Origin of the sequence: Candidatus Tisiphia endosymbiont of Myopa tessellatipennis (assembly GCF_964031105.1) — a bacterium.
Taxonomy (GTDB): domain Bacteria; phylum Pseudomonadota; class Alphaproteobacteria; order Rickettsiales; family Rickettsiaceae; genus Tisiphia.
This window is the reverse complement of sequence record NZ_OZ035005.1, coordinates 189,789-204,869: the sequence shown is the minus strand read 5'-3', so window position 1 is coordinate 204,869 and position 15,081 is coordinate 189,789. Positions and strand designations below refer to the sequence as shown.

Here is a 15,081-nt window from a genome sequence, read left to right as displayed (position 1 = left end):
ACGCAGAACTTAATTAAAATCAATATATAGTAATAAATTTATGGTTAACAAAGTAAATATATATAATGTTATTAAATTCCAATCCCCATTTGAACGTCTTAAATCATACACTAATTCACCTGATGTTATCTTACGTAAAGCTATTATTACTCAGGCAATTATTGATGCAACCAATATATCAAAATTCCGCACAGCAAAAAAGCTAGAACAAGAAGCAAAATTATGGATTTTTGGTGGTAGTGAATCTTTTAAAGAAACTTGTCTAGAAGGTGGGATTGAGCCATCTTTTGTAGTAAGAGTAACCAAAGCAATTATAAAGCTACATAAGAATAAATCTAGGCTTAGAAAGTCATCACAACAAAACTCAGTAGATAGTAAAAACAAAAAAAACATTATTTAGAACAAAATTATAACCTTATTTAAGTTAGCTATAAAATGTTACAATTTAGGTAAAATTACGGTCAAAGAATCGCTTTTTAACTGAAAAATACTTTAAAAAAACAATTTGAAGTAAGCGTTATAAGCTTATATTTTATCTAAAGCAATTATCAAGTCATTATAAAAATTTCAAAATAATGGCTTGAAATTCACATGATTATACATTAGTTGTATAGATAGGTAGTTGTACGAATTAGGGATAAGAATTTGTTAATTCTTATATACTCTTCTGCTCCTACGAATTGTTTTTTGAAAATATCATGGATTCGCATGCGTAACTATACTATATGTACGCTACGCCTGCTCACTATTCATTTTCAAATCCAATTCGTAGGATCATTTGAGTATCCCAAATTCGGTGAAATTATCGAAACAATCAGATTTGAGACGACTCTGCATCTGATTATTACATATAATATTTGACTTAACTAAATATAAAGGGGATTTTATGCAAATATCAGTATCAGGTCAACATATTTCTATCGGGAATTCTTTGCAAGACTACGTAAGAAACCGTACTATGCAGGTGTCAGAAAAGTATTTTTGCGATGTAATAATTAGTGCAAATGTGCATTTCTCTAAACAAGGATTCCAACTGGTTTGTGATATTGTAGTGAATGATGGTACAGGCAGACATATGATATTGAAAGGTAACGCTGCTTCAGATGACATATATTCAGCTTTTGATATTGCTCTTGCTAGACTTGAAAAGCAGCTTAGAAAGTATAAATCTAAGCTCAAGGATCGTCATGATAGAGTTAAAATATCCGAAGTAACATCTAAAGCAGTTAAATATACTATAACACCCCATCAATATGAACATGAAGACGAAGATAATGTGGCAGCATATGATAATCCTGTAATTATAGCAGAAAAATCTGTAGAAATATTAACTCTATCAGTAAGTGGAGCAGTGATGAAAATGGATATGGAGAACCTTCCTGCTTTAATGTTTCAAAATAGTCATACTAATCGCATGAATGTAGTTTATTATCGTCGGGATGGGAATATATCTTGGATAGATTCCAAATAAATTTTTGCTGTTTATATACTCGATGAAAATCAAAAATTGCCTTGTCGTCTTGGCACATATGTGTCAACTTAAGAGCGTAACGATTGAGCATGTATAAGTAAATCAAACCTAAACGTCATTGCAAGAAGCCGCTGCAAGCGGCGACGCGGCAATCTAAGATACGCGAAGCGTTACTCTAAAAAACAGCTTCGCTGTTTATCTAGATCGCCACGGCATCTAACGATGCCTCGCGATGACGGCTGAGTTTAATTTGTTTATACATGCTCAATCATTACGCTCTTAAGTTGACGCCTATGCACAATAACGAACAGCAGCCATTTTAATAGTGGTTATATAAAAAAGGGTACTATAAGCAGCTATTCACTTGAATATATAACTCTCAACTTCATCAATAATTCCATGAATTTCAGCTGTTAGGCGAAATAATCTCATGGAGATAATTCTAATCTGATATTGATAATTCCGATAATATAATATGATAAAATCCCCCGGTTGATATTTGATAAAATTTGCTGGCATGATAAATCTTAAAATTTTAGTTTCAGTAGCGGCATTTTTTAGGATTAACTGCCCTAATCTTTCAGCTTCAAGATAAGATAGTATAATAGGTAGTTTTAAGTTAGGAATAGCTCTATGTGAAAGATTCTCACTATTTATTTGGCAGAAGCTATTATTATAATCATCATACCGGTCGATAAAGTTTAGTGCTAGTTTACTAATAATGCTAGTTTTAGAAATTTCTATTTGTTCTAAATAACTATTGCTTGATAGTTTAACCAATATTTTGGGACTAATATGACTAGGGGTAGAATATCCACGTTTGGTGAACTTAATTTGTTCCTGATAAGCTATGATATCAAAGAAATATATAATCCGCAAAAGGTTAATAACATCAATACAAGACAAAGCTTTATTTAATACCAACCCTTCTACAGCTTCATCGAGAGTTGATATATCGATGTTCTTTAATGGAATACCGCATTTATAAGACAATTCGAGAATTATTGCCGCTAAACTACAAGCCCCAAATTTATTATTAACCCAATGCCCTTTTGCCCATAAGTTACCATCTCGCCAAATATTACTATGTGGCCAAGCTGGGTAAGGTCTGGCATCCCAAGTCCATAAAAACATTTGTTCGATATATTCTTGCGTTTGCCAATATTCAATAAAACTTCGGATAGCTTTACGCTGAATAGAAAAATCAACTTCGCCAGTAGAATATCTCGGTACTCCACCATCACTACATAAAGGATCAAAGAATATATTAGGTTGATTAGTTGCTTTATCAATGGAAGGAAAGCCAAATTCCGTAAACCAAATTTTTTTCATTCTTGGTTGCCATTCTGTTGTAACACCATCAGGATTACGATGATAATTCTCCCACCAATGTCTTAAATTCTTCCAAGCATAATCGGCAGCTAACTGATGCCTGCCACCATTTTCATCTATAAAGTAATCATATCCTTCACCTGATTGCCAGCCTTTCATGATTTCTTCTGGTAAAATTCCTGAATTTATGCTTCTCGTTACAGGAAAGTAGGCATCAATACCTACAAATCTATATATTCTGAGGCAAATAATTTGTCTAAATTATACCATCCATCTTGTGTGTGATGATACTCTGACCAATCTGCTGCATAAGTAACAAGTACATTATTACCCACGATTTCTTTGACTAATTTTGCTAATTTTATCAATTGGGTAACAGCGGGAAAATTATTATGTTGATCCTTGACACTAGTTAAACCTATTAGTTCAGAACCGATTACGAAACCATCAATATGATCTTTAACCAATTTAGCATAATGTAGGATAAAATTATTATAACCCTCATCTTTATTGAAAAAATCTACTATTGAATTTACGCAGCCTGTTAAATGACCACGCCATGGCTTTTGCCAAACATCCAAAAAAAACATTGGATAAAACATAACTTTAAAATTCCTACGTTTTAGTTCCTGTAAGTAACGGATTAAGCTAGCATCATTGACGCTGCCGCCATATTTAGGGAAATCATCTGCATCTCGTGATACTAGCCTTGCCGTATCCCGTAAATATTTCCCAACTTGCCATTGTTCTGAATATTCTGTATTTGGATCATTAAATTCCACAGCAGGTTTAATAGTACAACTTGCAATATCCAAACTATCGCCAAACCAACATACAACTGGTGCAACCCATTTGATGTTAGGGCATATAATTTTCATTTGATTTAGACTATAAAGACTATTAGCAATATTACGGTAATTATTTGAATTTATTGGTTTTTTACTAATGATACCGCCTAAAGAGTTTAGTATAGTTTTGTATTGTACTATAGTGTCGTAAACAAATTCTCCAGATCCTGGGATTATGTCAACAGCCTCAACTAAATCTTCTACACTCCGAAACTGTATCTGAGAGGTAATTTTGTTGTCAAAATCAAGCTCAAAATCCTCACATACGCTAAAGTATGCTCCGGTTTTTTGCTTGGTTTTTCCTAAGAATTCCTCTCTCATATACAGTTTCGCAATAGAGCTATTATCGTCTTCAACGTCACCGGGAATATTAGCCTTCCTAGTTACTTCAAAGGAGAAATTAGGTATCGAATTATTAAAATCAGCTAAGGGTAGGTCTTCAAATACAGCATAACTTAATCCACGAAATGCTGGTGCTTGACCTTGAGCTTCAGTTGCAGCAATTAAAGGATCGGGTAATTGCTCTTCTGACCCTAAATAAAGCCTGAATTTATATTGTTCAAGATTGAGTAACTGATCATTAACCCATACTCTACCAATCTCAGCTATTTCGCCTTCACATAAGCTAATTGCAAAGGATAAATAATATTCACATTCCGTTACATTATGGATAGAAGCAGTTTCGGCAGTAGCTGATAAACCTCGTTGTGTAACACTGGTAACTTGTACTTCCTTAATTTGACTTGCCCAAATTATTTTACCATTGACCCTTGCCGTACCAAAAACTAAGGTTATTGGATGTCCATATACAGCTTTTGATAAGGAAAAACTTTCTCTAATATTTTTAAAATGGTAATACTCCTCAGGTTCATAATTTAAATGTTCTAAGTAATCACCGAGTGTCCTACCGGCAAATCGCCCAATAGTGGATAATATACCGCCACCAAAAACACCACCAATGCTACCTCCTATGTTACCTAAAATCTGACCAAACATATTAATACCTTATATTTATAGTTAATATAAGATATTATATCATGTAATATAGTTGCACTAAGTGTGGGTGGATATTTTTTTTAGCAATAGTCATATTTGTTTTCATAATGGGTTTCTATAATTTTATATTCCCTAATTGTGGTCGTTATTGTGGTCGTTCGTGTGTCCCTGTAAATCGACAAGGGAAGTGTAAAACGTTGAGTTAGCAACACTATAAGGCAAGGAGAAGGGCGGGGGAGAAACTGAATCATCAGAAACTGTATCAAGATTAACAGCAGGATTAACAGTAAGATTATCATCCTCTACTTTTGGTGATTTACTAAAGTAGCTATTAGATGGAAGACTATCAGTCATAAATTTATGCTCATTATTATTAATTAAAGATATAATCTAATAAATGTTAATTAATACAAACTAAATATTACAAAATTATTTAATTATAGTAATTAACTCTTACTAGACGAACATATATACGCATACTTGACCTTTTTGTAAAGCACCGGGTAATTGAATCATCATGTAGAGTTGTCAACTTTTATTGACTTCCATTACGGATGCTCAGGTTAATTAGAAAGATTATTACTTTATTAATTGTAAAAATTTATCTAAGGTACTTAGTGTTTAATTATTTTATGTTATTATAATAAAATAATATAAATAGGGAGGTATAACTATGAGTAAATACGTAATGTTTTGTGGTATGAGTTTTGCTGGAAAAAACGAATATAGACAAATGTCTGTAGATTATCTTATGCAAAAAAGAAACGTTAAAGAAGAACTTATCTCGATTGTAGATGATCCAAAAAGTACTGAGTTTGGAGAGAAAATTGTTCAATTTGATAGAGTAGAAGATAAAATTAACAATACAGTAAGTGGAGCATTATATATAACTGCAAGCTGTAATATCTATGATAATCTAATTAGTAGTGCTTTAGAAAATCATCAGTACATATTTTGTAAAGGAGGGTTTCCAGAAGTAATTGGATACCAAGGTGCTGTTTGTGGAGATCAAGGATTTAGTTGGGAGATGCTAAAAAGACATTATACAGATCAGGTACAAACTACTCATAAGACCGTACAATTTCCTGATATAATATTTATTTGTGTTAATTCTTTTACTAGATCACAAATAATAGCTAAATGTAGTAATAGTAAAAGTTGGGAGGCAAAAATGACTGTAGAGGAGTACGATCATTATTCTAATAAAATGAGAGCGACTTATGAAATTATGGCAGCAGATCACGAATTTACAGCAAAAACAAAAGTATTGTTTATTGATCCTACGGATTGCACACTTGCTAAAACTTGGGAATCACAAATAAAACCTGAAATAGATCAGCTAATGGGTTAGGTCACAGAGGTCTGTGATTATTGTTAGTGAGTATACTCAAATCAATCGAAATATTTTTTCTTAAAAGCTTGACCTTTGGTTAAAAACTGATTATGCAAGAGATAAACAACTATAACTATTATTATATAAAATGTTTTTATTAGAATTAAAAAAAATAAACGGAACTCTTGATACGATGCATTTTATAGGTATCGGAGGAATCGGTATGAGTGGCATTGCCGAAATACTCCATAATCTTGGATATAAAGTACAAGGTTCTGATATAGTAGAAAATTATAATACCAAAAGACTAGAAACTAATGGTATTAAGGTTTTCCTTGGTCATCAAGGACAAAATGTCACTAATGTTTCATATGTAGTAGTATCATCAGCTATAAATAAAGATAACCCTGAAATTCAGGAAGCCTTACATAGAAAGATACCAATAATTAGGCGGGCTGAAATGCTGGCTGAATTAATGAGGCTAAAATGCTCTGTAGCAATTTCTGGCTCACATGGCAAGACTACTACAACATCACTTGTTGCTTGTTTATTTGAAGCTGCCGGGCTTTGTCCGACTTTAATTAATGGTGGTATTGTTAATAGTAAATCTACTAATGCCTATCTTGGGTCTGGGAATTATCTGATAGCTGAAGCCGATGAGTCTGATGCAACTTTTATTCGTGTGCCATCAACGATTGCGGCAATAACTAATATTGATCCTGAGCATCTAGATTTTTACCATGATTTTGATAGTTTAATTCAAGCTTTTAGGAGCTTTATAACTAATTTACCATTTTATGGCTTTGCAGTTGCTTGTATTGATCATAAAGTTGTTAGAAATTTAGTAAGTAGCATCTTTGAGCGTAAAATTATAACTTATGGCATAGACTCAAATGATGCTCACATACAAGCCTTTAATTTGAATTTCGATATTACATCATCGACTTTTGATGTGCGAATTAACCTACCTAACGTAAATGGTGTAACAATTATAGAGCAAATTACCTTACCTACCCCAGGGAGACATAATATCCTTAATGCTCTTGCTGCTATAGCGATAGCTGTGGAACTTGATTTTGGTATTAAAATCATTAAAAATGGATTTAATAGTTTCAAAGGGATCAAACGCAGATTTACTAAGGTAGCCGAATATAACAGTGCTACCATAATTGATGATTATGCTCACCATCCAGAGGAAGTAAAAGCTACACTTGCTACAGCAAGAAACATTGCTAACAAGCAAAATAGTAAGATTATAGCAATCTTCCAACCACATAGGTACACAAGGGTTAAATATTTGTTTGATGATTTTTTGACTTGTTTTGTTGATGCTGACCAGGTGTATATCACGGATATATATGCTGGTGGTGAACAGCCAATAGATGGTATAACAGGAAAAAGTATAGTGGATGAAATCAACAATACTAAATCTCATCCAATGGCAGCCTTTATCGAGGATCACAAAGATATAGCTAAAATTATTATTAGTGAAGCTATGCCAAATGATATAATAGTAATGATGGGTGCTGGGAGCATTTCTGCTTGGGCCAATGATTTGCATCAGCAATTTACGCGAGAACGTCATTGCGAGGAGCCGCGAAGCTCGAACGCATAGGCGCCAACTTAAGAGCGTAATGATTGAACATGTATAAACAAATTAAACACAGCCGTCATCGCGAGGCATCGTTAGATGCCGTGGCGATCCAGATAAACAGCGAAGCTGTTTTTTAGAGTAACGCTTCGCGTATCTTAGATTGCCGCGTCGCCGCTTGCAGCGGCTTCTCGCAATGACGCTTAGGTTTGATTTACTTATACATGTTCAATCATTACGCTCTTAAGTTGACACCTATGTGCTATGATGATTATAGAAAAATGTAGAGTACTATGGTATTAAGGGAGATATTTTATAATTATGGAATTACCTAAGACTGTTGGTGAATATAGAAATAATTACAATTTAAGTCATCTAACTTGGTTTAAAGTTGGTGGACCAGCTGAAGTCTTGTTTAAACCATTAGATGTACAAGATTTAGCAAATTTTGTATCACAAAACCAACAACAGAGGCCAATAACTGTTTTAGGGGCTGGATCAAATATTATCATTAGAGATGGTGGTATAGATGGAGTTGTAGTAAAACTTGGTCAAAATTTTACTAATATAGGATTTCAAGGCGATAACAAATTGTCAGTGGGAGCTGGTTGCCTGAACTATAATTTGGCAAAATTCTGTCAAAGTCAAGCAATTACCGGGTTTGAGTTTTTGGTTGGTATACCGGGTACTATAGGTGGTGGAGTGGTTATGAACGCTGGGGCGTATGGTTCAGAGTTTAAAGATATCATCATAGCAATTGAAGCAATAGATTCTAGAGGAAATTTTATCCTAATCCCTAACGAAAAGATAGGTTTTAAGTATCGTGGTAATAATTTACCAAAAGATTTGATTATAACTAGGGCTATCTTTAAGGCAACTATTGGGGAGCGAGAGATGATCCTAGCAAAAATGGATGAAATAAATAAAAATAGGCTAGCAACCCAACCGATTAAAGAACGGACGAGCGGCAGTACATTTGCTAATCTAGAAAATCATAAAGCATGGCAACTAATTGACAAGGCTGGTATGAGAGGATACAGAATTGGTGGGGCTTCTATGTCGCAACTACATTGTAATTTTATGATAAATCATGGTAATAGCTCTGCTCGTGATTTAGAAGATCTAGGTGATCTCGTTAAAAAGAATGTATTTGAAGATAGTGGAATTAGTCTAGAATGGGAGATTAAACGAATAGGAAAATATGCATAAATATCATACTAGCTTTATTGCGAATTCTAAGGTTACCATATTGAGTAATAAAGGGAAAAAGCACGTGGCACTAATAGGTGGCGGTATGTCGGCTGAACGAGAAATTTCTTTAGTATCATCTTCTGCAGTTAATAAAGCTTTGGTAGATAGTGGATATAAAGTTACTTTTATCGATATGGGAGTAGATATTGCATCAGTACTTTTGCAGGTAAAACCTGATGTAGTTTTTAATTGTTTACATGGCACTTATGGTGAAGATGGTTGTCTTCCTGGCTTACTAAATATCCTACGGATTCCTTATACTCACAGTGGCGTTCTTGCTTCTTCTTTAGCATTTAGTAAAACACATGCAAAAGTATGGTTTGTTACCAATGATATTAAGATAGCCAAGAATATTGTAGTTAATAAATCTGATAATATTACCAACGACCCTATGCCAAGACCGTATGTTATAAAACCTATTACACAGGGATCAAGTATTGGTGTTGAGGTGATATTTGTTGAGGATGATTTTAACTTTGCTGATTATGCTTTTCCTTATGGTGAGGTAATGATTGAGGAATATATTAAGGGGAGAGAAATGCAGGTTGCCGTTTTAGACGGCAAGGCCTTAGGGGTATTGGAAATAAAACTCCTAAAACGGCGGTTTTATGATTATGATACTAAGTACACAGAAGGGTTAGCACAGCATTTATGCCCAGCTCCATTACCACAGAATATGTATAATAAGTTACTAGAAGAGTCTGAAAGAATATATAAAATCATGCATTGCCGAGGTGCAATTAGAGCAGAGTTTATTTTGGATGAAAGCACAAATGAATTTTTTGCTCTAGAAATTAACACTCATCCTGGTATGACCCCTTTATCGATTATACCAGAAATAGCTGCCTTACAGGGGATGGATTTCCGCTCGCTAGTTGAAAGAATTTTAGAAACAGCAAGCATTGACCCATGAAAAAGAATAAGATGTTTAATAAGAAAAAAAAAGCTAATATACCGCTGCGACGAAAGATTGGAGTGGTGTATGTTAGGGTGGTATTGTTTATTAAAATTATCCTAGTAGTTTTTCTTTCTTTATTTTTCTTCACCAACTATTTTAGTTCTGTAAAACAAGAAATTGCCCAATATGTTTACGAATTCACTTCTGATATTGGTTTTAGACTTGAAAATGTTTTAATAGAAGGGCAATATAATACTCAGGAAGAAGATATATTGGCTACTTTAAATGCCGATAAGGGTACAGCTATTTTTTCTTTAGATTTGGATTCAATAAAAAGTAATTTAAGACGCAATCCTTGGATTAAAAATGTCTCAATTATTGAGAGAAGATTACCTAATACTCTTTACATAAGACTAATTGAGAGAATACCCATTGCTATTTGGCAGATTAATGGGCAAGTTTTTCTTATTGATCAAGAAGGATATAAAATTACCAATAATATAGGTAGTTTCTCTAATCTTTTGCATGTTGTGGGATCGGATGCTAATATTTATACTAGCAAATTAATTCAGGATTTAGCTAAACACCCTGAATTAGCTAAAAAAATTATCTCTTCTGTACGTTATGGAGGAAGACGTTGGGATTTAAATCTAGAACAAGGTATTACTGTTAAAATGCCGGACTTAAGGTTTGAACATGCTTTAGATTATCTTGCAGGATTGGATATGAAAAATATATTATTTAATCAGAACTATAAAATTATAGATTTACGAGATTCGACTAAAGTTTATATAGAAAAATATTAAAAATTATGAAAGCCAAATTGTCTAACTTTATTACTCTTGACCTTGGCAGTAGTAAAATAGCTTGCATTGCGGCATATATTGACAAAAGAGAGGAAGCAAAAATAATAAGCCAAAATCTGTATTACTCAAAAGGCATTAAATCAGGAGTTATATTAGATTTAAAAGAGGCAGAAAATAGCATAGTCGGGGCGATTTATGCATTAGAAAAAGATTGCGGTAAAAACATAAAAAAAATAACTATATCACTAACAGGCTATGGCACTAAGTCTTATTACATAAATAATAAAATAAAACTTTCTAATCAGCCAATCTCACAGCAAGATATCAAAAAACTTATCAAAAAAGCCCTATTGGAGTTCAAGCTTAAAGACCAAGAAATTATTCATTATTTTCCTATAGAATTTATTCTTGACGATAATAATGCTATTGAAGATCCAGTTGGGATGTTTGGCAAAGAATTAGGGTGTGAATTACATATTATTACAGCAAATTCTAATATGCTAATGAATATTACCAATTGTTTTGCAAAATGTCATGTTGAAATAAATAATATTATATTAGCAATTTACGCTTCGGGAATTGCTTGTCTTTCAAAAGATGAAAAAACTCTTGGCTCTATTATAATTGATATGGGTGCTAGAACTACCTCATTTGGTGTATTCGTCTCAGGTAAATTACTATATACAAGCTACATAGATATAGGTAGCTTTCATATTACATCTGACATAGCAAAAGTCTTTTCAGTAAGCCTTGATATTGCAGAAAAACTTAAAATTCTTCATGGTAATGCTATGCCATCTTCTTTTGATAAAGATAGTGTTATTAGTTTAGAAGATTCTGAAATGGAGATTCCTGATAGCGGCAGACCAACAATTACTTCAAAATATCTTGCATCTGTCATTAATCCAAGAGTAGAAGAAATATTATTGATGGTTCAAGCAGAATATGACAAAGTTGTTGCAGGCAATATGATCGCTTATCGCATTGTTATTACCGGCGGTGGGGCAATGCTCCGAGGAGTAAAAGAACTGGCAAGCAAAATTTTTGAAAAACAAGTACGAATTGGTAAACCAGAGGTCTTACCAGGTTTTGCTGAAGATTATAATCCCCATATATACTCCACTTCTATAGGTATGGTAAAAAATCAATCTTTAAAAATACAAAAAAATAATTTTAATATTAATGATAATAACGATACTAGTTGGTTTAAAAAATTTCTAATTTGGTTGAAGGAGAATATTTGAAAAGAAAATGCCTAATACTCGATAATCAAGCTTTTTAGAATTATTAAAAGATACGTCTATTAGCGAGGAGGCATGAGCCGACGAAGCAATCCACAAAAAATATAATAAGTAATTTGGATTGCAGTGTCGCCACTAAAGTGGCTTTTCGCAATGACGTTTAACTAAAAGTTGTATACATCTTACTAATTTTGTGTGCATCGTCTAGGTTAACGGGGTGTTACCCCTGTGGAAACTTTTTAAGAGCTTAAAAAATGATTAAAAATGAAATATTATCTTACCCAGAAGTAAAAAGTTTGAATGGTCAATGTAAAAAGCTTGTTGTATTGTTACATGGGCTTGGTTCAGATGGGCATGACTTAATAAGCTTAGTTCCCTTTATATCTAAGGAATTGCTAGATTGTCATTTTATTTCGCCGCATGGAGTTGAAAAATTTGATAATGCACCGTATGGTAGACAATGGTTTAGTCTAAATGATCGTACTCCTTATGTAATAGGGGAATTAGTTGCTAAAAATAGTAGTTTAGTTACAAAGATAATTCAAAAAAAACAAGCTGAACTAAATTTAACTAATAAAGATACTATCATAATTGGTTTTTCACAAGGCACTATGATGGGACTGTATTTAAATTTGGTACAAAAAGAGCCTTTTGCTTGTGTGGTAGGATTTTCTGGTAAATTAATCGCCCCATTAGAATGTATCAATAAAACTACGCCAGTTTGCGTAATACATGGCGAATTAGACGATGTGGTTGATGTAAGTAGCATGGACGAGATAATAGAATATTTACAGAAATATAATATTGATCATAGTAATTACAAGATACCAAATCTTATGCATTCTATTGATGATAGGGGACTACAATTTGCCGTCAAGTTTATAAATACTAAAGCACAGTAAATTGTAATACGACGTTTTTTTAAGTACTTAATCCCAAGGAATTTAGCAGATGTTTTACTGCTTAGGCAAGTAGCTTAAAACTTCAAATCATTTGAGTATATATGATTAGCTTATTATTGAATTTTTTATATATATTAAGAGTGGTAAGCAAGCAGCAAATACTGACTTATCCTGGTATAATAAGATTACCATCTAGGTTAAAAATTCTTGGCTGGGTGATAACCATAGTAATTTATCCAATTGGTCTATTTAAAACACCAAAAGATGATTTTGCTATAAGGTTAACTGATTGTTTTAAAAAATTAGGTCCTGTTTATATAAAATTTGGCCAAACTCTTTCCACAAGACCGGATCTTATAGGAGTTAAGATTGCCAGTTATTTGCAGTCTCTTCAAGATAAGTTGCCACCTTTTAGTAGTAGTATAGCACGAAAGATTATTGATGAGTCTTTTGGTCAAAGTACCGATGAGTTATTCTCCGTCTTTGAGGATATACCAATTGCAGCAGCTTCTATTTCTCAAGTACACAGAGCTAAGTTGAAGTCTGGTGAATTCGTTGCAGTAAAAATATTACGTCCGAGAATTCATCATACATATAATAAGGATATTAAACTTTTATATATTCTTGCTAAACTAGTAGCAAGAATATTTATAAAATTTAAAAGACTGCAACCAGTAGCGGTAATAGATGTATTTAATACTACTATGAAATTTGAGCTTGACTTACGTTTAGAAGCGGCGGCAGCTTCAGAACTCTCTGATAATCTGCAAAATGATGTTGATATATATATTCCTAAAGTTTATTGGCAACTGACTCATGAATATATAATAACCACAGAATGGGTAGATGGAATATCAATTTATGCTCGAGATAAGCTTATAGAGCAGGGCTTAGATCTAACTAAAGTAGCCCAAAGATTTGCTACAATATTTTTTAACCAAGTATATAGAGATGGCTTCTTTCATGCAGATTTACACCCCGGCAATATTTTAGTTAGGTCGGATGGTAGCATAGTGTTACTAGATTTTGGTATTATGGGTAGGTTATCTGATAAAGATAGAATGGCAATTGCTGAAAGCCTATTTGGTTTTTTAAGTAGAAACTATAAGTTAGTAGCACTTGTCCATCTTAGGGCTGGTTATATTCCTCAGAATACCGATCTTGATCTTTTTGCTCAAGCGTGTAGAGCGGTGAGTGAACCGATTATGGGATATGTCGTCAAAGATATTTCTATAGGTAGGTTACTTGCACAATTATTTAAAATCACCGAAGATTTTGGCATGGAGGTACAACCACAATTGCTATTATTACAGAAAACTATAGTAGTAGTAGAAGGGGTAGGGCAGCAGCTTGATCCAGAAATTAACGTATGGCAGCTTATAGAACCATGGATCAAGAAATGGGCGGCTAAGAATCTTAGCCCAGAGGCAAAAATTCTTAGAATTTTAAAGCATGTTGTAGTGGAAATATTGGAGAGATTTAATAAATGAAAATAGTAACCTGGAATATTAATTCGGTACGTTTGCGACTTAGTTTGCTCAAAAAGCTAATTGATGAACATCAGCCTGATATTATATCACTGCAGGAGATTAAAACAATTAATGAACTATTCCCTTACCAAGCTATTAATTATATGGGCTACCAGCATATATATTGTTCAGGAGAGAAGTCTTATAATGGAGTAGCAATTTTATCAAAATTTCCTTTTACCAATAAATTCATTCTTGAATTGTATAATAGCAATAAAAGGCACGTAGCAGTAGAAGTTTTAGGTATTGAGATACATAATTTTTATGTACCGGCTGGTGGTGATATAGCTGATGTAAATGTTAATGAAAAATTTAAACATAAATTGGCATACGTAAAATTAATACAAGAATGGTTAACCAATAATCGGAGTAAAGATAGTAAGATTATTATAACGGGAGACCTAAATATTGCTCCTCATGAGCATGATGTATGGTCTAGCCGTCAATTACGTAATGTTGTTAGCCATACAGACATAGAGCGTTCAACTCTGTTGGAATTACAGGCTTCCTTAGGTTTTATCGATAGTAGCCGCTATTTCATACCGTATAATGAAAAATGTTATACTTGGTGGAGTTATAGAAATATAGACTGGCAAAAATCTAATAGGGGACGTAGATTAGATCATATTTGGACTAGTTCTAACTTACAAGATAAGATGCTATCTGTCAGCTCCTTATCAGAAGCTAGGAATTGGCTTATGCCCTCTGATCATGTACCTTATTTTTTAACATTGGGGAGTGTTGGGTAAAAGGTAAAACTGTTATGTTAAATTCGTGTTATTAATGATTAATAATTTAAAAATTGTTGACATGAGTCCATCTCTAATTATATTAGATATGTACAATTATTTTTGTTTAATATAAAAATTGCTTTTTACGTTTA

At 33.2% G+C, this 15,081-nt stretch carries 13 protein-coding genes; 11 read left to right on the top strand and 2 right to left on the bottom strand.

Annotated elements, in window-relative coordinates; genetic code table 11:
* Nucleotides 1-40 precede the first annotated feature (40 nt).
* Both AAHN03_RS01035 and hpf read left to right on the top strand, forming a co-directional pair.
* Nucleotides 41-400: a hypothetical protein gene (locus tag AAHN03_RS01035; RefSeq protein WP_341747969.1), complete on the top strand. Its 360-nt coding sequence runs from the start codon at nt 41-43 to the stop codon at nt 398-400.
* A 486-nt stretch (nt 401-886) separates the two neighbouring features.
* Nucleotides 887-1,471, top strand: a complete 585-nt coding sequence (gene hpf, locus AAHN03_RS01030) for a ribosome hibernation-promoting factor, HPF/YfiA family (RefSeq protein WP_342278817.1) — start codon at nt 887-889, stop codon at nt 1,469-1,471.
* Between the two features lie 360 nt (nt 1,472-1,831).
* Here the strand turns inward: hpf and AAHN03_RS01025 are convergent, their stop codons facing one another.
* The gene (locus AAHN03_RS01025; RefSeq protein WP_342278816.1) at nt 1,832-2,962 is read right to left on the bottom strand and encodes a glycoside hydrolase TIM-barrel-like domain-containing protein; all 1,131 of its coding nucleotides are present in this window, start codon (nt 2,960-2,962) and stop codon (nt 1,832-1,834) included.
* Between the two features lie 62 nt (nt 2,963-3,024).
* The gene (locus AAHN03_RS01020; RefSeq protein WP_342278815.1) at nt 3,025-4,647 is read right to left on the bottom strand and encodes a glycoside hydrolase TIM-barrel-like domain-containing protein; all 1,623 of its coding nucleotides are present in this window, start codon (nt 4,645-4,647) and stop codon (nt 3,025-3,027) included.
* A 673-nt stretch (nt 4,648-5,320) separates the two neighbouring features.
* On the opposite strand from AAHN03_RS01020, the gene AAHN03_RS01015 reads away from it, so the two are divergent.
* The 9 genes from AAHN03_RS01015 to xth all read left to right on the top strand — a co-directional run bounded on the left by AAHN03_RS01015 (nt 5,321) and on the right by xth (nt 14,947).
* Nucleotides 5,321-5,998 (top strand): hypothetical protein, encoded by a 678-nt coding sequence (locus AAHN03_RS01015; RefSeq protein WP_342278814.1) that lies wholly within the window; start codon nt 5,321-5,323, stop codon nt 5,996-5,998.
* A 130-nt stretch (nt 5,999-6,128) separates the two neighbouring features.
* Nucleotides 6,129-7,595: a UDP-N-acetylmuramate--L-alanine ligase gene (murC, locus tag AAHN03_RS01010; protein ID WP_342278813.1), complete on the top strand. Its 1,467-nt coding sequence runs from the start codon at nt 6,129-6,131 to the stop codon at nt 7,593-7,595.
* A 297-nt stretch (nt 7,596-7,892) separates the two neighbouring features.
* Nucleotides 7,893-8,780 (top strand): UDP-N-acetylmuramate dehydrogenase, encoded by an 888-nt coding sequence (murB, locus tag AAHN03_RS01005; RefSeq protein WP_410521338.1) that lies wholly within the window; start codon nt 7,893-7,895, stop codon nt 8,778-8,780.
* Nucleotides 8,773-9,735 carry a D-alanine--D-alanine ligase gene (locus AAHN03_RS01000; protein ID WP_342278812.1) on the top strand — a complete coding sequence of 321 codons (963 nt, stop codon included), beginning with the start codon at nt 8,773-8,775 and terminating at the stop codon, nt 9,733-9,735. The genes murB and AAHN03_RS01000 overlap by 8 nt, the downstream gene beginning before the upstream one ends.
* The gene (locus tag AAHN03_RS00995; RefSeq protein WP_342278811.1) at nt 9,732-10,526 is read left to right on the top strand and encodes a cell division protein FtsQ/DivIB; all 795 of its coding nucleotides are present in this window, start codon (nt 9,732-9,734) and stop codon (nt 10,524-10,526) included. The genes AAHN03_RS01000 and AAHN03_RS00995 overlap by 4 nt, the downstream gene beginning before the upstream one ends.
* Nucleotides 10,527-10,531: 5 nt before the next feature.
* Entirely contained in the window at nt 10,532-11,770 is a 1,239-nt protein-coding gene (gene ftsA, locus AAHN03_RS00990) for a cell division protein FtsA (protein WP_342278810.1), read from the top strand.
* 251 nt (nt 11,771-12,021) lie between these two features.
* Nucleotides 12,022-12,669 carry a dienelactone hydrolase family protein gene (locus tag AAHN03_RS00985; RefSeq protein ID WP_341762099.1) on the top strand — a complete coding sequence of 216 codons (648 nt, stop codon included), beginning with the start codon at nt 12,022-12,024 and terminating at the stop codon, nt 12,667-12,669.
* 101 nt (nt 12,670-12,770) lie between these two features.
* Nucleotides 12,771-14,159, top strand: coding sequence for a 2-polyprenylphenol 6-hydroxylase (gene ubiB / locus AAHN03_RS00980; protein WP_342278809.1), 1,389 nt, complete (start codon nt 12,771-12,773; stop codon nt 14,157-14,159).
* Complete coding sequence (gene xth / locus AAHN03_RS00975) at nt 14,156-14,947, top strand: exodeoxyribonuclease III (protein WP_342278808.1); 792 nt, start codon at nt 14,156-14,158, stop codon at nt 14,945-14,947. The genes ubiB and xth overlap by 4 nt, the downstream gene beginning before the upstream one ends.
* Nucleotides 14,948-15,081: the final 134 nt, after the last annotated feature.